Origin of the sequence: Pseudomonas viridiflava, assembly GCF_001642795.1 — a bacterium.
Classification (GTDB): domain Bacteria; phylum Pseudomonadota; class Gammaproteobacteria; order Pseudomonadales; family Pseudomonadaceae; genus Aquipseudomonas; species Aquipseudomonas viridiflava.
On the sequence record NZ_LKEH01000048.1, the window covers coordinates 159,808 to 180,586 of the forward strand.

A 20,779-nucleotide genomic window follows, 5' to 3' on the forward strand; every position below is an offset into this window, starting at 1 on the left:
CAAAGTGACGAGCTTGGCGGTTATTTTGGGCAGGGGTACGTCGTTTTGATCAGCATCACACCGGCTGGCCCCGGTCGATCTTGCTGCTGAGGATGATCGAGGTTGTGGTCTTTTCCACGCCGTCCACGCTGCCGATCAGGTCCAGCAGTTCGTCCAGCTGCTCGGGTGAGTCGGTGCGCAGCCAGGCCACGTAATCGAACTCGCCGCTGACCGCGCACAGCTGCTGCACCTGCGCCAGCACACTCAGCCGACGCAGCACTTCCTTGCCCGAACGCGGTTGCACAGTGATGCCGACATACGCCTGCAAACCGCCATCGACCACACGCTGGCCGAGACGTACGCCGTAGCCGGTGATCACTTTGGTGCTCTCCAGACGGGCCAGACGCGACGTGACCGTGGTCCGCGCAATGCCGAGCTGGCGGGCCAGTGTCGCGACACTTTCGCGGGCATTGATCTGCAGGGCCGCGATCAGCTTGCGGTCGATTTCGTCCAGTACTGGCGGGTGGGAAGTGGACACGGGACTCTCCATCAAAAACATAGGCTACTGACGAAACACTTTTTGCGGGAGGCCTCCCACTGCCGTAAGTTTGCAGTGAGTCAGCGCTGCATCAGAACTTCCAGCGCCTGGCTGTCTTGGCCAGACGCGCCTGCAGACCGTCAAGGTTGTGCGCCAGTTGCTGAGTCATCAGTTGATAGCCCACCAACTCAGCGGGAACTTCAGGCTTCACAGGGTTCGCCTCCGAAGAGCGTGCCAGCCGGTCGGTCGCGCCGGTCTGTAGCGCTCGGGCCATGCCGATCAACTGACGACGGACCTGCCTGTACTCGGTATCCAGCGATGCCTTCAACGATTCTCCCGCTATCTGGTCCAGATTGGCCGGGCGAATGTTGGCGAGGATTTCCAGCGTGCTCAGGCACATGCGGAAGTGTCCCTGAATGGCGTCCAGCTCGACCATGGACATCTTCACTTCCTTGGACACCGACGGAAGTAGCGAGCGCAGTTGCAGCATCGTGCCATTGAGCTTGGCGGTGAGCTTCAAATGCTCATCAGCCGTCACCGGCTGGCCCTGCACGATCCGTCCATAAACCTTGGCGCAATCACGCAGACCGCTGGCCAGGTTGTAGCGCCACGAAAACACAGCGTACAGCGGCAGGGCAAAGGAGAACGCCAGCGCCAGAGCGATACCGATCAGGATATCCACGGTGCGCCACAGCCCGTCGCTGATCGGGTTGTAACCATGACCCGCGACGATGAACAGCGTAATGGCCGACAACAGCGCGGTATAACCGCCCTTGCCAATCGCGTGATAAGCAAAGAAACCACACAGCACTGACATGATTGCGTAGGTCAGCAGCGGTATCTCCAGATAGCCCTGCTGCACCACGACCATCAGGCCCAGCCCCGCCCCGATCAGGGTCCCGTAGGCGCGCTCGACTGATTTCTTGCCGATGTTGCCGTGGTGCTGCAGACCGCCAATCACGATCAGCATTGTCACCGACGCCCACTCGCCATGGGGCAGATTGAGCCCGGTGGTCAGCAGAATGGTCACCAGCAAACCCACCGAAATCCGCGCCGCGTGGATCAGTCGCGCATTTCGATAACGGCGATACGGATCCAGCAAGGGACGCAGAACAGGGCGAAGCCAGGAAGGTATGTAAGCAGAGCGCGAATTCGTCATGCGTTAAAAGACCGCGAGGGTAGGGAAGAAATCCCTGATTGGATGGCGATGACTGCCAGTAAGCCACATTTGATGATGCATGCGGCTGGTTTGTGGGTGATTGACGGCGCTGAAACGATCATCGGCGGCGCTTGAGGTTCTGCACGTGCTCACGGTGGGTTGCTCGCGTGGGCGCTCGCCTGCTGCTCAGTAAGGTCTGCATCAGGGCGTCGACCTGCGCGTCGCTGAATACCGGCTGCTGAAACGAGCGGATGTAACGAATGTAGCCGATGCCTTGCGTCACGTTGGCGGGCATCGGTGTCTTGAACGTGCTTTCGCCGACGAAGCTGACCACGGAGTGAAGATGCTCCAGGCTGACGCCCAATGTCGCCTCAAGCGCTTTCAGGTGTTTGTAATTCTGCCTGAGCGGGTTCTGGAACTTGTAAGTACGACGATAGATTTTCTGCGTCCACTGCGGCTGTTTCTCGCCGCCGAAGATCCAGCCGCTCATGTTTTTGGTTTCCAGCACGAAAATGCCGAAAGGCGAGATGAACACATGGTCGATCTGCGTCGTGCCATCGGCTGTGTCCAGCGTGACGTTGTGCAGACGACGATAGACCGCTCTATCCAGCTTCCAGTATGTGAACAGACGTATCCAGAACTCACCGATCTGCCCTTTCGCCCAGGGCGACTTCAGGAACGCGACGAACAGCACGGCCGGAACCAGCCAGATAAGCATGTTCAAGGCTGGGCCGAATATGGCGGTGTAATTCATCTGGAATCCTTTCCATGGGCAGGGAGGCAAGGCGGGGGGTTGAAAGGCTTTCGGACGGATCCAGGAATTCTTGATCGTCAAGGCCAGTTGATTTGATAACGCGTACTGCGACCGCCGCCGGGCAGGCGGACGATGCAGTGCTTTGCCAGTAAATCACTAAGGTGGCGAGTGGCAGTCGCTTTTGAGACTTTGGTTACGGCTTGATACTGCGCCGCGTTGATGCCCTGTTCAAAACCACGCTCGCCGCCATCGAGCAGGCGATTGAGTACTTTCACCTGTTCAGTGGATAAAGCATCAGCCTGATGCAGTTGCCAGAAGCGTGTTTTTGCCAGGACTCGCTCTATACGTGCCAGCGCATGTTCAACGCTTCGCAGAAAGGTGCGCAAAAACCACTCCAGCCAGTCGGTGATGTCGGTCGTGCTTTTCTGGCTGCGCTCCAGAATGTGGTAGTAACCCGAGCGGTCTTCGAGAATGCTGGCGGACATGGCGTGCAGGCGCACCGTCTGCTGCTCGCCCTGAGCCAGAGCCAGGTCCGTGAGTGCACGGGTCAGACGAACGTTGCCGTCGTCGAATGGATGCAGCGTGACAAACCAGAAGTGCGCGATGCCTGCCCGAACCAGCGGGTCAAGGTGTGCATCGTTCCGGCTGGCGGCAAACCAGTCCAGAAAGTCATTTAGCTGTGGTTCGAGCCGGGAACGTGGCGGGGCTTCGAAATGCACAGTGGGCCGATCAAGGCGACCGGATACCACTTGCATGGGCTCATTACCGCGCAGCTGGCCTGCCTGAACCTGATGAGAGGCAAGCGTTTCCTGAGTTGGAAACAGCCAGCGATGCCATGTAAACAGACGTTGGAGCGTGAGCGGCTGAGCGTTGGCCTGCGTGACATCCAGCATCAGTTCCGCCAGGCCTTCACTGCGAGGACTGCGCTTGCCATCATCGTCCAGGCCCAGGCGACGCGCCAGTGACGATCTGACGGATCCGGCGTTCAGTTGCTCACCTTCAATCGCAGAGGACGTGATGATGTTTTGCAGCAACGTGTCCAGAGTGTCCTGAAGGGCCGTATCGTCGTTGGCAACACGGCTCATGCCCAGCAAGCGGCCTTGCGCTTGGGTGCATTCGCGCAGCAGGGCTGCAAGACGGTCACCGTTCCAGGTGAATGCAGGCCATTGCGGTTGTTGCCAGATCCAGAGATGTTCAGACATGAAAGGTGTGCTCTGAGCCGAGCCGAATAGAAAGTTTAATCGGCTCATGGAATGAGCCGATTGTGCGAGCTATTCGGCTCATCGTCCAGCCTGGACGGCTGGACGTTGCGTCAACCTGCGTCTTTGCTGGCAATCGGCGGGATGCTGCATTGCGTCTTCTGGACCAGTGCATCGATCCAGAGCGCGTCTTCCTCATTCACCAGGCAATAACGCTGTGGGCAGAAAAAGTCGTGATGATGGGCGATTTTGCTCAGATAGCTTTGTTCCCACTCACTTAACCACAGCCCTGACTGGGCGACAGGCAATGCATGACCAACGAAGCGTTTTCCCAGGCAAAGGTTGGTCCGGGGTGCGAAGGCGAATACGAGGTCTTGAGTAGGGTGTAGCTGTAGATCGTCTGCGGGGACTGCAGGGCTTCCCTTCAGCATCTCGCCCTTTATGGCGTGATGCAGTACCAACCACTGGCCGTTGGAGGTTTTTGCCAGCAGCCATTGCGACACGCCGGTGTAGTAGACCGTGGTGAGTTTGCCATCGACCCACTTATTCACCACGCAGACGTCGTAATCGATAAATGCTGACCACAGGTTGATTGCCGAGACCAGCCTGTGCGATTCCAGGTCAACCAGGCACTGCCCGGGCATGGTCTTCCAATAACGGGCCGCGACGCTGCATTTGACGTTGATGATGTTGTAGATCGCCCAGCAAGCCAGCACGAGCGCAGCGACGTTTAGAATCCAGCCTTGACGGTGATCAGTCATCTGATCGATATCCGCAGTCAGCCCGAGCCAGCCCGGGAAATCGGCAGGCATCACGAGCAGGGCTGCGAGAAATAAAACGGGTACGAACAGAACCAGCACCCAGTTGGTTGTCAGCCCAAGCGCGTAATCGCGCGCCGCTGTCAGTTCCTGTTCCGTCATCGCCGATTGCTCGCGGTGGCTGAGCCTGATGTCTGGCGTGAAAAAACGCATGTACCGCTGGTAATCGCTTTCTGCCATGCCGACTGAAACTCCTGGAGCATCGTTTGCAAGCCGACCCGTTTGGCTGGCTTGTGGGCGCATTTCTATAAGTCGCTGGAGTGTTGAATCCAACGCACCGTTCATGAAGCGGCTAGGTCGTCAGACGGTTACGGCGTGCCCGTTCGACCAGTTCATCGACCCACCTGGCATCTTCCTGACTCACCACGCCATAGCGCTGCGGGTAGAAAAATTGCCAGTGATGAGCGATTTCGCTCAGATGCTGTGTTTCCGCATGACTCAGCCAGAGACTGGTCTGTGCAACACGCAGTGGGTTACCGGAGAAGCGCTTGCCCAGGCACAGGTTGGTCTGAGGTGCGAAGGCAAGGGCGAGGTGTTCAGTGGGTTGTAGTTGAAGGGTTATTGGCGGTTTTTCGGGCTCTCGCATAATGGACATGGCACCTTCTATGGCGTGTCGCAGTACCAGCCACTCGCCCGTGATGGTGCGTGCCAGCAGCCATTGCGAGACTCCGCTGTCTGGCACTGACTTGAGTTTCCCGTCCACCCAACGGTCCATCGTGCTGCAATCCGGATCGAAGCAATACGACCACAGATTGAGCGCATGCGTCAGCGTGTGGGTCTCTACATCCACCCGCTCTTGATCCGGCATGGTTTTCCAGTAGCACACCTTCACGTCGTATCTGGCACGCACGATTCGGTAACGCGACCAGCACAGAATGAGGAGCCCACTGGCGACCCCTGTCCAGCCGAAGTGGGCATAAAGGGCTTCATCAACATCAGGACCTGAAGCAAACCAGTTCGTGTAAACCAGTCCGCCCAACAGGTAAATGAACGGCGGCAGCACCGCGCCAAGCAGAAAGGGCACGAACAGCAGCGTCAGCCAGTCGGAGCGCTGCATGAACGCGTGGCTGCGCGCGGCTGCCAGCTCCTCGGCCGTCATCGCCGACTGCTCGCGATGGCTGAGCCTGATGTCCGGGGTATGAAAGCGGATATAGCGTGCGTAAGTGTCTTCTGCCATGCCGGCCGGGGCTCCTAAGACACCGCCCGCCCGCCAACAGGTCGAGCCCTGAAGCAGACGATTCGGTGGGGCATTTCGACAGTTCCCAGGAAATGTTTCAAGGGGCAATCGACTGTTTCGGAATTCGCTCCAAAGGCACCTTCGAAGACGCGCGACACACCTGAACAAGACGCTTTGTTTCATGAGCCGTGCATATCCGCGTGCCTATACTGCGAGCCCTCCTTGCCTACCGGATCGCTGCAATGCTGGCTTCTCGCACGCTGTGGTTGTTGATGCTGAGCGTCCTGCTGTTCTTCTTTGCACTGGGTAATCATCAATTGCAGAGCTCAACGGAGCCGCGCGTGGCAGGTATCGCCATGGAGATGCAGTTGACAGACAACTGGGTCACGCCGACCTTGAGCCGACAGCCGTTTCTGGAGAAGCCGCCGCTGAGTGTCTGGCTCGATGCCAGCGCGATCCGGGTGTTCGGGGCCACGCCCTGGGCGGTGCGGCTGGCTTCGGCGTTCGCGGGGTTGTTCAGCGTGCTGTTGCTGTACGCGATGCTCAAGCGCATGGGGCGTCCGGTGCCCATCGCCTGGCTGGCCGCGTTCATGCTGGCGACCCTCGCCAGCTTCTGGTCCAACTCACGTCAGGTCGGTGAAGACGCGCTGTTGGCGCTGGGCGTGACCATGGCCTTGCTGATGTATGTCTACGCGGTCAATCGAGCGCCGTCGGCTCCTCGAACAACGTGGTCCTGGTGGTTGTTCACGCTGGGTATCGCCATCTCGACACTGAGCAAGGGTGTGCTCGGGCTGGCGTTGCCGGGCGTAGTGATTTTCGCCTGGCTGCTTTGCGAAACGGTGCAACAACGACGGCTGATTCTAGCCGACTGGCTACGTCCGGCAGCATTCACTTTGTTGGGGTTGATACCGCTGATGGTCTGGCTGTATTTCCTGTACGGGCAGGGCGGCGTGCAGTCGCTCAAGGATGTGCTGTGGACCAACAGTGTCGGTCGCTTCGACGGTTCGTTCCAAGAGGCCGGGCACTACGAGCCGTTCTACTACTACATCGCCAAACTGCCCGAAGCGTTCATGCCCTGGAACCTGCTGGTGTATCTGGGGCTTTGGCACTTTCGCAGGCAACTGCTCGCCAACCGGTATCTGCTGTTCTTCAGCCTCTGGCTGGTCGCGCAGTTCGTGCTGCTGACCTTGGCGTCCAGCAAACGCATGGTCTATCTGATGTCGTCAGCACCTGCCGCTGCGGTGATTGCAGCAGAGTACGCAGCGGTGCTGGGCGAACGGCTCAAGGCGCATTCCCGAAGCTCGGCGATTGCGGCGTTTGCGGTACGCCACCAACGCGCGCTGATGACCACGGGCATCGCGCTGACCGTCGCGGCCTACCTGTCGGCGGCGGTGTGGCTGATGCCTCGGGAAGACCGGCATTTCTCGTTCGTGCCGCTGGCCACGACTGTTCAGGCACTGCAGGCTCAGGGGCATCAAGTGGCTCTGTTTCAGCCCAGCGAGCGGTTGTCGGGGGCCAGCGCGTTTTACGTGCATACCGTGCTGGATGCCTACGACAGCGACGCAAGCGTCAACCGTTTCCTGATGAGCGATCCGCGTAACGTGGCGATCATGGAGCGCACAAGCGAGCCTGCGCCGCCGCTCAAGGCCATCCAGCACGTAAAGGTCGGCAGTCGCAGCTACTATTTCGTCAGCTACGACCGCTCGACGCCCGGCAGCTGAGGTCAGATTGTCTGGCGATTGACGACCGGCTGCACCGCTGTCCATTGCTTCTGCGGAATCGGCAGCTCGCACGACTCGCCACGGCCGATAGGGAAGTAATGGAAGCCGCTTTTTGACAGGCGTTCGGTGTCGTACAGGTTGCGTCCGTCGAAGATCACCGGGGCGCCGAGCCGTTGCTGTATCAGGTCGAAATCCGGTGCCTTGAACTGCTGCCACTCGGTGCAGATGATCAGAGCGTCGGCGTCGTCCAGAGTGGATTCCGGCGTGCCCATCAGCACCAGATCCTTGCGATAGCCGTAGATCCGCTGGGTTTCCTGCATGGCCTCGGGGTCGAACGCGCGAACGGTTGCCCCCGCCGCCCACAAGGCTTCCATCAACACTCTGCTGGGCGCATCGCGCATGTCGTCTGTATTGGGCTTGAACGCCAGGCCCCACAAGGCGAAGGTCTTGCCGCGCAGATCACCTTTGTAGAATGCGTTGACCCGCTCGAACAGCTTGTTCTTCTGCCGCTCGTTGATAGCCTCGACGACCGACAGCAGGTCGTTGGAGCAATGGGCCTCGCGGGCGCTGTGGATCAGCGCGCGGATGTCCTTGCCAAAGCATGAGCCGCCGTAGCCACAGCCGGGGTAGATGAAGTCGTAACCGATGCGTGAGTCGGCACCGATGCCCAGTCGGACCGCTTCGACGTCCGCACCCAGGTGCTCGGCCAGTTCGGCAATCTGGTTGATGAAGCTGATCTTGGTCGCCAGCATGCAGTTGGCCGCGTATTTGGTGAGTTCGGCGCTGCGCAGGTCCATGAACATGATGCGGTCATGATTGCGGTTGAACGGTGCATACAGCTCGCGCATGACTTTTCTGACCGCTTCGCTTTCGCAGCCGATGACGATGCGGTCCGGGCGGCGGCAATCCTTCACGGCCGAGCCTTCCTTGAGAAATTCGGGGTTGGAAACGATATCGAACTGCAGCAGGCGTCCGGCCTGACGCAAGGCCTTGTCGATGTGCGCGCGCAGCGCATCGCCACTGCCCACCGGTACCGTGGATTTTTCCACGATGATCAGCGGCTTGCTGCGGTGCCGGGCAATGCTCTCGCCCACGGCGAAGAAGCTGCGCATGTCCGCCGACCCATCCTCGCAGGACGGCGTGCCGACGGCGATGAACAGCACCTCGGCATGTTCGACGGCCATCTGCTCGTCACTGGTGAAAACCAGCCGGTTATGGTCCAGGTTTTCCCGTACTAGATTGGCGAGGCCGGGTTCGAAGATGTGCACCTGTCCCTGGCTCAGTTGTTCGACCTTGGCCTTATCGATGTCCATGCACACGACGTCGTGGCCGACTTCGGCAAGCACGGCTGCTTGTACCAGACCTACATATCCGCTACCGAAAACGCTGATTTTCATGGGAAGAACCCTGAAGAGAGATGCGAGAGACGCGCCGAAGGTTGATGCTCAGAACCCCCATCACGATGAGGATGACACCCACAGTTTTCGAAACTGTGAACGTCTCGTGGAAAAACGGCAGGCCAGCGGCCAGTACGTACACCAGCCCGTAGCTGATGCTCAGCAAGGAGTAGGCGCGGCTCAGGGACAGGCTGCGCAGGGCCAGCAGCCACAACAGCATCGACAGGGCGTAGGCGCCGATTGCGACGCCGATGACGGCCAGGGCCTTGAAATCGATTGAGGCGACAGCCGGGTATTCGAGCAACTGCGTCGGCGAGGGCAGACGGCTCATGCTCCAGCGCATGCCCAGTTGCGCGAGGCTGACCAGCGCCACACTGCCAAGCGCCAGCGTCACGCCGGGGCGGCTCATGCCTGACGTCCCAACAGAACGACGCCCGCCAGAATCAGCGCCACGCCCAGCCAGTGCCGACGGTCGACCGGCTCATTGAACAGGTAACGTCCGGTCAGGGTGATCAGTACGAAATTCAGGCCCAGCATGGGATACGCGATGCCAACGTCCAGGCGCTGCAACACCATCAGCCAGACCAGCAACCCCAGGCCCAGACACGCCATCGCGAGCCACAGCCAGGCCGAACGCGCGGCGGCCAACAGGCCCGGGAAATGACCACGCCAGCCCTCCACGGCAAGTTTCTGTGCGATCTGGCCCAGGCAGGTCAGCGCGCACGCGGTGAGCAGCAAAAGCCAGGTCATGATTCCGACTGCCCGTAGATCACGATGACCAGATCGCCTTCTTCGTAACGCTTGCCGCCTTTGGGCAGCGCACCGAGTTCGCGCAGTTCCTCTTTGCCGTCGCCACGCATGATCACCGCGACCTGGCCCTTGTGCCGGGCTTCGGTCATCCAGGCATCAATGTCTTTAAGATCGATTTTCCGCGGACGGGCATCCGGATAGTCGAGGCCGTATTTCAGTTCGCCCACGGTGTTGAAGAAGGCAATGTCCGAGCGCTTCAACCGCCAGGCCAGCGCTGAAGCCGCCCCCAGGTCGTTGCTCAACAGCGACTGGCTGGCCGCCAGCTCAGAGAAATGCCGGGCTACAAACTGGTCGGGTGTCTTGTCATAAACCAGGGTGTACGGCAGCGCTGCGGGCAGCAGCGCCACCAGCAGCAGACTGCCTGCCGCCGGCATCGCCCAGGCCGACAGAGGACGCAGAGCTTGCAGCACATTGGTCAGCATCCAGACCGTCAGCACACCGATGGCCAGCAGCAGATGGATGGGTTCGTGGTCGTAGACCGGGTTCTTCCACTGCAGGTACAACAACACCAGAAGGCCGACGAGCGCGACGACGGCATTGAACCCGCCATTGAGGCGTAGCGCTGTGACCTGGCCGTGCTTGAGCCGTTCGACCAGCGCGTTTGCCATCAGCAAGGCCAGTGGCAACAGGCAGGGCAGAATGTAGGTCGGCAGCTTGCCCCGGCTCAGGCTCAGAAACGCCAACGGCAGCAGCGTCCACATCAGCAGGAAACCGATAGCGGGTTGGCGCCGTTGCTGCCACGCCTGTTTGAACGCTATGGGCAGCAACAACGCCCACGGCAGGCTGGCGGCAATCAGCGTTGGCAGATAGAACCACACGGGCTGTGCGTGCTGCGCGTCTTCACCGGCGAAGCGGCGCACGTGCTCGTGCCAGAAGAAAAAGCGCCAGTAATCGGGCTCCTGAGCGTGGACCGCCAGCACCCAGGGCAGGCACACTCCCATGGCGACGATGACCGCGAGCAGCCCGTAGCGGATCAACTCGACGAAACGTTTCTGCCACAGCATGTAGGGCAGCGCGATCAGTACCGGCAGCGCCCAGGCCAGAAAACCCTTGGTCATGAAGCCCATGCCGCAGGCGAACCCCAGTACCGTCCACGCGACCAGCCGCGAATGGCCGCTGCTGTTGACGGCGTACCAGAAGGCGACCAGCGACAGGTTGACCCACAAGGTGAATTGCGGGTCGAGATTGCAATAACCGGCCTGGCCTGCAACGAAGCCGAAGCTCATGAACAGCAGCGCGCTGGCAAAGCTTTTGCGCGGCTCGTTCCATATCCGGGCAGCGATCAGGTAGGCCAGCAGGGCGCTCAGGCCGGTGCTCAGCGCCGAAGCGATCCGCACGCCAAACAGATTCTCGCCGAACAGCGCCTGGCCAGCGGCGATCAACCAGTAACCGGCTGCAGGCTTTTCGAAGTACCGCACACCCATGAAATACGGCGCGGTCCATTGCCCGCTGTGGAGCATTTCCTGACTGATCTGCGCGTAGCGCGTCTCGTCCGGAATCCACAACCCGTGGGAGCCGAGCGGAAGCAGATAGGCGACCACGAACGCCAGCAACAGCAGTGCAATGTCGCGATTACGGCTTGCCGTCATTGCTGCACCCCGAGCCAGCCTTCGCGTCCCGCAAGCGTGCCGCGCACCACTTGACCTGCTGGCAGGTGCTCAAGGTCGTCCGGCAACAGGTTGCCCAGTGGCTGGAAGCGGATGCCCTGAGCATTTGCCAGTGCCAGCAATTGTCTGAAGTCGTCAGCCATGACGATGCCTTCGACTTCGGCGTGCAAGGTATACACATTCAGTTGGTCAGGCTTGAAACGTCTGAGAATGAAACGGTTGAACGCTTGCGCCTCAAGGTGCGGGCCGACCACCTCGTCAAAGGTTGGCATGTCCACCGGAATCTGTGGGGCGCCTGGCGTGCCATCAGCCAGGGTCGGACGAAATATCGAGTGCCCCCGGCAGTCGCTGTTGTAGCGAAATCCGAACGATTGCTTTGCCTGCACCACACGTTCATCGGCACGCCAGCCAGCCGCTGCCGAACAGGTCACCGGCCCGCCCAGAATGTCGCTCAGGCAATCGACACCCCGGCGCATCTGCGCGTGCAGCCGCGCCGGGTTCCAATGCCCGGCATTGGCCTGCCAGCCATGATGGTCCCAGGCATGCAGGCCCACTTCATGGCCTGCGTCCAGAGCGCGGCGCATCAACGGGCCGAGGTCGCGACCGATGGGTTTGCCCGGCCAGGCGGTGCCCGCCAGCAGAATGTCCCAGCCGTAAAGGCTGGCAGCCCGAGAACGAAGCATCTTCCACAGGAATTGCGGCCGGATCAGCCGCCACACATGGCGACCCATGTTGTCCGGGCCGACGCTGAAAAAGAACGTCGCCTTGACCTGCGCTTCTTCCAGCATGTCCAGCAAACGCGGCACGCCTTCACGGGTGCCACGGTAAGTGTCGACGTCGATTCTCAGGCCTGCCTGCATCAGCGCTGATCCGCTTTTTCAGCCATAGCTTCGCGCAGAAAGAAATCCAGCGTCTTGCCGATGGTTTCGCTCAGCTCGATGGTGGGCGTCCAGTCCAGCAGTCGTTTGGCATTGTCGACACAGGGTTTGCGATGGCTCACGTCCTGATAGCCCTTGCCATAAAAGGATTGGCTTTCCACTTCACGAAACCCCGCGAACGGCGGGAAGTTGGAGCGCAACGGGTGCGCTTCGAACTGGCGCAGCAGCTCTTCGCCCAATTGCCGGATGCTGGCTTCGTTGTCCGGGTTGCCGATGTTGATGATTTGCCCGTTGCAGCGCTCACCACGGTTTTCGATGATGCGCGCCAGGGCTTCGATGCCATCGACCACGTCCGTAAAGCAGCGCTTCTGCGCGCCGCCGTCCACCAGCCGGATCGGTGTGCCTTCCACCAGATGCAGGATCAACTGAGTGATGGCGCGCGAGCTGCCGATGCGTGCTGAGTCCAGACGGTCCAGACGCGGGCCCATCCAGTTGAACGGGCGGAACAGCGTGAACTGCAGGCCTTTCTGGCCGTACGCCCAGATCACCCGGTCCAGCAATTGCTTGGACACCGAATAGATCCAGCGCTGCTTGTTGATCGGGCCGACCACCAGGTTCGACGTGTCCTCGCTGAAACTGGCGTCCTGGCACATGCCGTACACCTCGGAGGTGGACGGGAAAATCACTCGCTTGTTGTACTTCACGCAGTAGCGAACGATCTTCAGGTTTTCTTCGAAGTCCAGCTCGAACACCCGCAGCGGATTGCGCGTGTATTCGATGGGCGTCGCAATCGCCACCAGCGGCAGAACCACGTCGCACTTCTTGATGTGGTACTCGATCCACTCGGTGTGGATGCTGATGTCGCCTTCGATGAAGTGAAAGTTGGGCTTGGTGCGTAGACGTTCGATGGCGTCCGAGCCGATGTCCATGCCATAGATCTCGTAGCGGTCATCCTGCAGCAAACGCTCTGACAGGTGATTACCGATAAAGCCGTTGACGCCCAGAATCAGCACACGGGTGCGGCGCGTCGGACGGCTCTGGTTCTGGCCCTGTAGACGTGAGCCCTGGACCAGCCCGAACTCGCGGGCCAGTTGCACGCCACTCAGGTAGAGGCCGTCAGCGCCGCGCTGGCCTGCACCGATCACCAGCGCGCCCTCGCCACAGGCAATGCGCAGCGGGTCGCAGTCGATCACGGTGCCGGGCGCCAGGCCATGGTCGGCCTCTTCCACGCGGGCGCCCCAGACGATCAGTTTGTGCTCGCCCACCGGGCAGAAAGCGCCGGGGTAGGGCTGGGTCACGGCGCGGATCAGGTTGTTCAGTTGCGCAGCGGGGCGTGCCCAGTCGATCAGCCCGTCGGCGGCTGTGCGACGGCCGAAGTAGGTCGCCTGGGATTCGTCCTGTGGCGTGCCGGGCAATCTGCCCCGCGCCAGTAACGGAAGCGCGTCGGAGAGCAGATTGGCGGCGGCCTTGCGCAGTTTTCCGTGCAAGGTCAGCGCCGTGTCCAGTGCGCTGATCGGCACCCGTTGCTGCGCCATGATGGGGCCAGCGTCCGCACGTTTGACCATCTGATGCAGGGTCACGCCAGTTTCGCGTTCGCCGTTGACCAGCACCCAGTTGGCCGGTGCTCGACCGCGATAGCGCGGCAGCAGCGACCCGTGCAGGTTGAAGGCACCTTTTCTGGCGCAGGCCAGCAAGGGCTCGCTGAGCAATTGGCGGTAGTAGAAGGAAAAGATGAAGTCCGGGTCCAGCTTGCCGACGCGCTCGATCCACAGCGGATGGTTCGGGTCTTCGGGGGCGTGCACCGGGATGTCATGCTGCGCGCACAGTTGAGCGACCGAGCCGAAGAAGGTTTTTTCAGCAGGGTCATCGGCGTGGGTGAACACCGCAGCGATTTGATAGCCGCTCTCCAGCAGCGCCTGCAGCCCGACACAGCCAATATCGTGGTAAGCGAAAACGACAGCTTTAATGCTCATGGCGCAACCTTGTTCAGATAAGGAGAAGCGGAGGAATCCACACGGTCGGTCGTCGTCTCGGTTGAGCAGCGCACGACCTTTTCAATGAAGAAGCGCGGCCGGGCCCGCACATCGCTGTACATGCGGCCCAGGTATTCACCCAGCAGGCCCATGCCGATGAACTGCCCGCCGGTGAACACGAACAGCACGGCGAACAGCACGAAGGTGCCGTTCTCGGCCCATGGCGCGCCGAAGATCAGCCGCAGCACGATGAGCATCACGGCGAACAGAAGGCCCAGAAACGCCATGCTGAAACCGACGATGCTCAGCAGTCGCAAGGGTGTGGTGGTCATGCAGGTGATCAGGTCGAACATCAGGTTGATCAGCCGCATGGGGCTGTATTTCGAATCGCCGTGCTCGCGTTCGGCGTGCTCGACCAGCACTTCGGTGGTGTGCCGGGCAAAGCTGTTGGCGAGGATCGGAATGAACGTGCTGCGCTCGCGACAGGCCAGCATCGCGTCAACGATGGTGCGTCGGTAGGCGCGCAGCATGCAGCCATAGTCGCTCATCGCGACCCCGGTCGAGCGCTGGACGGCGAGGTTGATGAGTTTCGACGGCCAGCGTCGCCAAGCCGAGTCCTGACGGTTGTTGCGCACGGTGCCGACCACGTCGTAGCCCTGTTCGGCCAGCGCGATGAGGCGCGGTATCTCTTCCGGCGGGTTTTGCAGGTCGGCGTCGAGGGTGACGATCACGTCGCCTTTGCAATGCTCGAAACCGGCCATGATCGCCGCGTGCTGGCCGTAGTTGCGGTTCAGGATCACCGCGACCACCCGGCTGCCGTCACGCTCGGCCGCCTGCTGCAGAATCTCGGCGGACTGGTCTCGACTGCCGTCATCGACCAGTACGATTTCATAGTCATGGCGCAGCCGCGCGCACGCTGCCTCGGTGCGTCGCAGCAATTCGGGCAGGCTTTGCTGTTCGTTGTAGACCGGGATGACGATCGACACACAATGGATAGGGTAGGGTCTCAAGGGCGGGCTTCCACGATTGATTCAATGGCGTCCACGACCCGCTCGACATCGTCCAGGGTCATGTCGGGAAACAGCGGGATGGAACACAGGCGCGACGAATTCCACTCGGTGTCCGGCAGATGAACGTCGGGGAAACGCTGGCGGTAATAGCGGTGCAGATGAGTGGCGATGAAATGAATGCCGCTGCCGATGTTGTACGCCTGCAACGCTTTCATGAACGCATCGCGGTCCAGGCCGCAGCGCTCGGCGTCGATACGCAGAATGAACAGGTGCCAGGCATGACGCTGCGCGTAGCCGGGTTGCGCCAGCGGCAAAACGGCGCTGCTGGCCAGCCTTTCGAGGTAGCGATTGGCGAGCATCTGGCGCTTGGCATTGATCGCATTCAGGCGCTGCAACTGCACCAGGGCAATACTGGCGTTGAGGTCTGCGAGGTTATATTTGAAACCGGGCTCGATGACCTCGGCCTGCGGCTTGCGCCCCAGTGTCAGGCGGTCATAGGCATCGACACCCAGGCCGTGGAATTTCAACTGGCGCACACGGGTTGCCAGCGCGTCGTCATCGGTGACGAGCATCGCGCCCTCTGCACAGGTCATGTTCTTGATGGCGTGAAAAGAGAAGATGGCCGTACCGCGTGAGCCGACCGGACGCCCTTTGTATTCAGTGCCAGCCGCATGGGCCGCGTCTTCGATGAGCGCGAGGCCATAACGGTTGGCGAGCGCATGGAGGGGGTCGAGATCAAGTGCGGCGCCCGCGTAATGCACCGGAATGATGGCTTTGGTCCGCGGCGTGATGGCCTGTTCGACGTGTGCGGCATCAACCATCAGCGTGTGGCGATCCACATCGACGAACACCGGCGTGGCACCCAGCAGGCAGATCATGTTGGCGGTGGAAACCCAAGTCTGGGACGGGGTGATCACTTCGTCGCCAGGACCGACGCCCAGAGCCAGCAGCGTGAGGTGCATGGCCCCTGTCGCTGATGACAGCGCAATGGCATGCAGCGCCCCGACACGCTCGGCGAACTGTTCTTCGAGCTTCTGGCATTCCGGCCCGGTGGTGATCCAGCCCGACGTCAATACGCGCGTCACTGCCGCAATCTCTTCATCGCCCACGGACGGACGCGAAAATGGAAGAAAAGCCTGATTCATCACTATGTTTTCCACGCGGGCCAATAACGTTAAGTGTGTGCTTCGCTACGTGCGCACTGCGCCGCAGTCGCTGCGCGACTCAGGGTTAAATGTAATAAGCGTTGTAATTAACGTCTGTTATCGGTCTATAAATAAAAGTTAATGGAGCGTCTGTTTTTTAATCCGTGGCGGTGTTGGACATGACGTATTTCATCATCGATATGACTGCCGGTTTTGCGGGGCAGGGCAGCAGTTGTCGAGGATGCTCCGGCCTTGTCGGGCACCATTGTTGATCCAAATGACGGGCGCCGTGCTGAAAACTCGACGCCGTTAAGTCGGGCGACAGCTTTCTCACGGATTGGTGAATTATTTAATTTGAATTCATTTATTTGTCTTGGGAATATTTTAAGCTGGGGAAGGTGTGGGTATGTTTTCTGAACGGCTGCTTGATCATTCGAAGTTTGAAGGTTGTTTAAAACCTGATTTGTTTTAAGCGTCTGTTCAGGACATGTATTTTTTGTTGTGCACCACTTCAAGTGCCCTCAAACGGGTTTGCATATCTGCGTCGCTTTTGACCGGCAAGGCGACAGGAAGCGTTTGGCAGGCTCCCGCATTCATCCTGTGAGGTGTTATTTTGAGGACGTTTCTGATCACATGATCAGCTATTTCCCACACACTCTTCGCAAAGGAATGCCCTTAGCAATGAACCTTTCACTCAAGCATCTGGCCGCTTCCACACTGATGCTCGCCAGCCTTTCAGCCGTCGCCCCCTCCGCTCTGGCGAATATCACGCCGCAACAAAGCGCCGCCATTCTGAAAACATTCAATGAAAAGTCGGCGACTGATTTCAGACAGTTTCTGGGGAGCGTCGCGAAGAGCGATCTGGCCAAAACTGCCGATCTCGAACCCGCGATCAGTGCCTTTCTCGACGACAAGACTCTGACCGCCGAACAGCAGAACGAAATCCATCGGCTGCTGGGCATTTACGCCCGTGTGAAGTACGGCAGTGCTGCGAATGAAACCCTGCGTGAACTGGTCGCCATCCCGACCTTTGCCGTTGAAGGCGTCGCCCAGCACGACAATCCCGAGTTCATCAAGATCGCCGAGAAGCTCAAGACGCTCGCCGAGTCGTTCAATCTCAAATTCCGCAACATCGACAACCGCGTCTATGAAGTCTCGCTCGAGGGCTCCAGCGAGGAAGTCGTCGGTATTCATGCCCACGCTGACGTGGTGCCGGTGACGCCTGCGAACTGGGTGCTGCCGGACGGTACCAAACTCGACCCGTTCAAGGTCACGTTGATTGGCGACCGCATGTACGGTCGTGGCACCGAGGATGACAAGAACGGCATCGTGGTTGCGATGTACGCCATGAAAGTCATCAAGGAAGAAAAGCTGCCGCTGGCTCGAAACTTCAAGCTGCTGATCGACACCACCGAAGAGACCTCCGGCGACGCGATTCCGTACTACTTCGAGCGCAACCCGACGCCGAACTACAACCTGGCGCTGGACGGCGGTTACCCGGTGGTCATTGCCGAGAAAGGTTACGGCACCGTGATGGCGAATTTCCCTGTGCGTAAGGGTGAGGGCAAGGGCGCCGAAATCACCTCGTTGACCGGCGGCGCGGCGACCAATCAGATTCCATCGAAATCGGTCGCCACGCTGGTGACGGACAAACCCGCAGAATTGGCCGCTGAGCTGCAAAAGGCGGGTGCCGAGTACGCGAAGCGCAACGGTGGCGACTTCCAGGTGGACGCAGCGGTCGAGGGTAAGGACGTGAAGCTGACCGTCACTGGCGTATCGGCCCACTCGTCCGATCCTGCGTCGGGCGTCAACCCGGTGGCCCGAATACTCGACTTCATCAACAGCCTCGACGGCAAGGTTGAGTTGAAGCACAACCACATCACCGACGCGGCTCAGTATGCGGCTGACAACTGGGGTCTGGATTATCTGGGCAGCAAACTGGGGGTCGGTTTCTCGGACGAGTTCATGGGCCCGCTGACCGCTTCCCTGACCTTCGTGGGGATGGATGCGAAGACCTTCAAACTCGCGGTGAACCTGCGCGTGCCGAAAGGCAAGTCGCCTGAGAAGCTCAAGGCCGAGATCGCCGAAAAGCTGACGGCATGGAGCAAGCAGAGCAAGATTGCGCCTGCGTTCGATTACTCCATCGCCGAACCGATGTACCGTAACCCTGAGGGTGAATGGGTCAAAGCACTGCTGGCCGTCTCTACCGAAAACCTGGGCATGCCCCACACGTTCGGCACCTCGGCGGGCGCTACCTCGGTCCACAACCTGCCCAACGGCGTGCAGTTCGGCTTGGCCATGCCCGAAGCCAAATACACCGGACACACCGACAGCGAGTTCAAGACCACCGAGCAGTTTCTGCTCGACCTGCAGATCGTGACGGAAATGATGGGGCGTATCGGGCAATTGCCGAAGCTTTGATCTGAAGGCCTGATCCGGCGTGAACAGGACGCTCTGCAACGCATTCAAGAGCGGACGCAGAGCGTCCTGAGCGGCATTCCCACGCGGAGCGTAGGAACGATCATCCCTCGACACCGATCGTGCTCATGCTCCGCGTCCAATGGTCGCCACGCACTGATTGACGCCTCATACCCTGCCCGGCATATTAGCGCTCGTTTGTGATCGTTAATGCTCGTTTATGCAGGTTCAGATTGTCATGACTCCGACTCACGAAACCTTTCCCGGCGAACGCCAGCAGTTGATCAGTGAACGCCTGGCCCGTTACGGCAGGGTGATTGCGGCTGATCTGGCCAGCGAATTCAATGTGTCTGAACACTCGATCCGCCGCGACCTCAGTGCGCTGGCTGCCTCGGGTGTGTGCAAGCGCGTCTACGGCGGTGCGATTCTGCTGCGCAGCGCTGAAGGCCCCATGGCCGCGCGCGTGCAGCAGGACACCACACGCAAGGACAGCCTCGGACAGGCCGCAGCATCTTTGCTGAGCGACGGACAACACGTCTTCATTGACGCCGGTTCCACCAACTTCGCCATCGCCAGCGCTATCGACCCCCGGCTTCACCTGACCCTCACCACCAACTCACCGTTGATTGCCGTGCAACTGATGACACTGCCCAATGCCGAAGTGATTCTGCTGGGTGGTCGCCTGAACCCGACGGCGGGGGGCGTGATCGGTCTGACGGCGGTCCAGCAACTGCGCCAGTTCAGCTTCGACCTGTGCTTTCTCGGCGCCTGCGCGCTGGATCCGGACAACGGTGTCACGGCATTCGGGCTGGAAGACGCCGAGTTCAAGCGCGCCGTCGTCGCCGCGAGCGGCCAGATTGTGGTGGCCGTGACCAACGAAAAGCTGTCCAGCGTCGCTCATTACCAAGTGGCCCAGTGCGAAGACGTGTCGGCGCTGGTGGTCGAGCAAGACGCGCCACGCGAGCGGCTCGACCCGTTTCTGGGCAGGATTGCCAACGTCGTGACCGCAGCCTGAGCGGAAAACTCACGTATGTCGCGCTTGCCCATTGTCTGGCGCGCCATTTACGTCTAGTTTGCTCCCTATTTAGTATGACTATTAATCGCACCCTCTAATAAGTACAAGAATCAGGAGTCACCGATGCAACCCATTCGTCTCGGTTTGGTGGGCTACGGCAAGATCGCTCAGGATCAGCATGTTCCCGCGATTCTCGCCAATCCCGCTTTCACGCTGGTGTCCGTCGCTACTCAGGGTCAGCCTTGTGCGGGCGTTCAGAACTTCAAGTCCCTGACCGAGCTGCTCGAAAACGGGCCGCAGGTCGATGCCATCGCGTTCTGCACACCTCCTCAAGGTCGATTCGCTCTGGTGCAGCAAGCCATTGCCGCTGGCAAACACGTGCTGGTCGAAAAACCGCCGTGCGCCACGCTGGGCGAAGCCATGGAACTGGTGAATCAGGTACACGAACAGGGCGTCACCGGCCTGTTTGCCTGGCATTCGCGTTACGCACCCGGCATCGAAACCGCGCGCGACTGGCTCGCGACGCGCACGCTGGAAAGCGTGAAAATCGAGTGGAAGGAAGACGTCCGTAAATGGCACCCCGGCCAGACCTGGATCTGGCAGCCCGGCGGTCTTGGCGTCTTCGATCCGGGCATCAATGCCCTGTCGATCGTGACCCACCTGCTGCCGCTGCAACTGTTCGTTGAGTCTGCCGAACTGCGCGTCCCCGACAACTGCCAGTCGCCCATCGCCGCTGACATCAAAATGTCCGACGCCCGCCACCTCGACATTCGCGCCGAATTCGACTTCGACCATGGTCAGAACGAACTGTGGAGCATCGAAATCCGCTGCGCAGAAGGCGTCCTTCGGCTGGACAATGGCGGCGCACTGTTGAGCATCGATGGCGTGCGTCAGACGGTGGCGGAAGAGGGTGAGTACACGGTGGTGTACCGGCATTTTCAGCAACTCATTGTCGGTAAAAAGAGCGACCTGGACCTGCAGCCATTGCGGCTGGTGGCGGACAGCTTTTTCGTGGGCAGTCGGGTGCTGGTTGCGCCGTTTTACGATTGATGGGCGGGGCGTTCTTCGTGTCAAACAATACGTGATCTGCTGAATGAACACGTTTTTGTGGGAGGCGGCTTGCCGGCGATGCAGTCGACGCGGTAGGTCAGTAAAATCGCGTCATCGTTCATCGCCAGCAA

The 20,779-nt window shown here is 60.1% G+C and carries 18 protein-coding genes; 4 read left to right on the forward strand and 14 right to left on the reverse strand.

The window, feature by feature from the left end; all coding sequences use genetic code 11:
• Positions 1-55: 55 nt before the first annotated feature.
• The 6 genes from AO065_RS25765 to AO065_RS25790 form a co-directional block, all read right to left on the reverse strand.
• Positions 56-517, reverse strand: coding sequence for an Lrp/AsnC family transcriptional regulator (locus tag AO065_RS25765; RefSeq protein WP_004880089.1), 462 nt, complete (start codon positions 515-517; stop codon positions 56-58).
• A gap of 91 nt (positions 518-608) precedes the next feature.
• Entirely contained in the window at positions 609-1,676 is a 1,068-nt protein-coding gene (locus AO065_RS25770; protein WP_004880088.1) for an FUSC family protein, read from the reverse strand.
• A gap of 118 nt (positions 1,677-1,794) precedes the next feature.
• Complete coding sequence (locus AO065_RS25775) at positions 1,795-2,430, reverse strand: nuclease-related domain-containing protein (protein ID WP_004880086.1); 636 nt, start codon at positions 2,428-2,430, stop codon at positions 1,795-1,797.
• Between the two features lie 77 nt (positions 2,431-2,507).
• Positions 2,508-3,632, reverse strand: coding sequence for a Fic family protein (locus AO065_RS25780; RefSeq protein ID WP_004880084.1), 1,125 nt, complete (start codon positions 3,630-3,632; stop codon positions 2,508-2,510).
• Positions 3,633-3,742: 110 nt separating this feature from the next.
• Complete coding sequence (locus tag AO065_RS25785; RefSeq protein ID WP_004880081.1) at positions 3,743-4,627, reverse strand: hypothetical protein; 885 nt, start codon at positions 4,625-4,627, stop codon at positions 3,743-3,745.
• 112 nt (positions 4,628-4,739) lie between these two features.
• A complete protein-coding gene (locus tag AO065_RS25790; RefSeq protein ID WP_004880079.1) occupies positions 4,740-5,624 on the reverse strand; it encodes a hypothetical protein in 885 nt (294 codons plus the stop codon).
• Between the two features lie 242 nt (positions 5,625-5,866).
• Between AO065_RS25790 and AO065_RS25795 the strand changes: the two genes are divergently transcribed.
• Complete coding sequence (locus AO065_RS25795; protein WP_004880077.1) at positions 5,867-7,345, forward strand: ArnT family glycosyltransferase; 1,479 nt, start codon at positions 5,867-5,869, stop codon at positions 7,343-7,345.
• A 2-nt stretch (positions 7,346-7,347) separates the two neighbouring features.
• Here AO065_RS25795 and AO065_RS25800 read toward each other — a convergent pair whose 3' ends face one another.
• Genes AO065_RS25800 through arnB form a run of 8 tightly spaced genes read right to left on the reverse strand, consistent with a single transcriptional unit; the run spans position 7,348 to position 16,165 of the window.
• The gene (locus AO065_RS25800) at positions 7,348-8,742 is read right to left on the reverse strand and encodes a UDP-glucose dehydrogenase family protein (protein WP_004880073.1); all 1,395 of its coding nucleotides are present in this window, start codon (positions 8,740-8,742) and stop codon (positions 7,348-7,350) included.
• Positions 8,720-9,151: a 4-amino-4-deoxy-L-arabinose-phosphoundecaprenol flippase subunit ArnF gene (gene arnF / locus AO065_RS25805; RefSeq protein WP_004880071.1), complete on the reverse strand. Its 432-nt coding sequence runs from the start codon at positions 9,149-9,151 to the stop codon at positions 8,720-8,722. Before arnF ends, AO065_RS25800 begins: the two co-directional genes overlap by 23 nt.
• Positions 9,148-9,492, reverse strand: a complete 345-nt coding sequence (gene arnE / locus AO065_RS25810) for a 4-amino-4-deoxy-L-arabinose-phosphoundecaprenol flippase subunit ArnE (RefSeq protein WP_004880069.1) — start codon at positions 9,490-9,492, stop codon at positions 9,148-9,150. The genes arnF and arnE overlap by 4 nt, the downstream gene beginning before the upstream one ends.
• Positions 9,489-11,141, reverse strand: coding sequence for a lipid IV(A) 4-amino-4-deoxy-L-arabinosyltransferase (arnT, locus tag AO065_RS25815; RefSeq protein WP_004880068.1), 1,653 nt, complete (start codon positions 11,139-11,141; stop codon positions 9,489-9,491). Before arnT ends, arnE begins: the two co-directional genes overlap by 4 nt.
• The gene (gene arnD, locus AO065_RS25820) at positions 11,138-12,019 is read right to left on the reverse strand and encodes a 4-deoxy-4-formamido-L-arabinose-phosphoundecaprenol deformylase (protein WP_004880066.1); all 882 of its coding nucleotides are present in this window, start codon (positions 12,017-12,019) and stop codon (positions 11,138-11,140) included. Before arnD ends, arnT begins: the two co-directional genes overlap by 4 nt.
• Positions 12,019-14,010 carry a bifunctional UDP-4-amino-4-deoxy-L-arabinose formyltransferase/UDP-glucuronic acid oxidase ArnA gene (gene arnA / locus AO065_RS25825; RefSeq protein ID WP_004880064.1) on the reverse strand — a complete coding sequence of 664 codons (1,992 nt, stop codon included), beginning with the start codon at positions 14,008-14,010 and terminating at the stop codon, positions 12,019-12,021. The genes arnD and arnA overlap by 1 nt, the downstream gene beginning before the upstream one ends.
• Positions 14,007-15,020: an undecaprenyl-phosphate 4-deoxy-4-formamido-L-arabinose transferase gene (gene arnC, locus AO065_RS25830; RefSeq protein WP_032650484.1), complete on the reverse strand. Its 1,014-nt coding sequence runs from the start codon at positions 15,018-15,020 to the stop codon at positions 14,007-14,009. The genes arnA and arnC overlap by 4 nt, the downstream gene beginning before the upstream one ends.
• The gene (gene arnB, locus AO065_RS25835; RefSeq protein ID WP_004880059.1) at positions 15,017-16,165 is read right to left on the reverse strand and encodes a UDP-4-amino-4-deoxy-L-arabinose aminotransferase; all 1,149 of its coding nucleotides are present in this window, start codon (positions 16,163-16,165) and stop codon (positions 15,017-15,019) included. Before arnB ends, arnC begins: the two co-directional genes overlap by 4 nt.
• A 681-nt stretch (positions 16,166-16,846) precedes the next feature.
• On the opposite strand from arnB, the gene AO065_RS25840 reads away from it, so the two are divergent.
• From AO065_RS25840 to AO065_RS25850, 3 genes are all read left to right on the forward strand, one after another.
• A complete protein-coding gene (locus AO065_RS25840; RefSeq protein ID WP_004880057.1) occupies positions 16,847-18,586 on the forward strand; it encodes a dipeptidase in 1,740 nt (579 codons plus the stop codon).
• A 235-nt stretch (positions 18,587-18,821) separates the two neighbouring features.
• Positions 18,822-19,598, forward strand: a complete 777-nt coding sequence (locus AO065_RS25845) for a DeoR/GlpR family DNA-binding transcription regulator (RefSeq protein ID WP_004880056.1) — start codon at positions 18,822-18,824, stop codon at positions 19,596-19,598.
• Positions 19,599-19,721: 123 nt separating this feature from the next.
• Complete coding sequence (locus AO065_RS25850) at positions 19,722-20,648, forward strand: Gfo/Idh/MocA family protein (RefSeq protein ID WP_004880055.1); 927 nt, start codon at positions 19,722-19,724, stop codon at positions 20,646-20,648.
• Positions 20,649-20,779 lie beyond the last annotated feature (131 nt).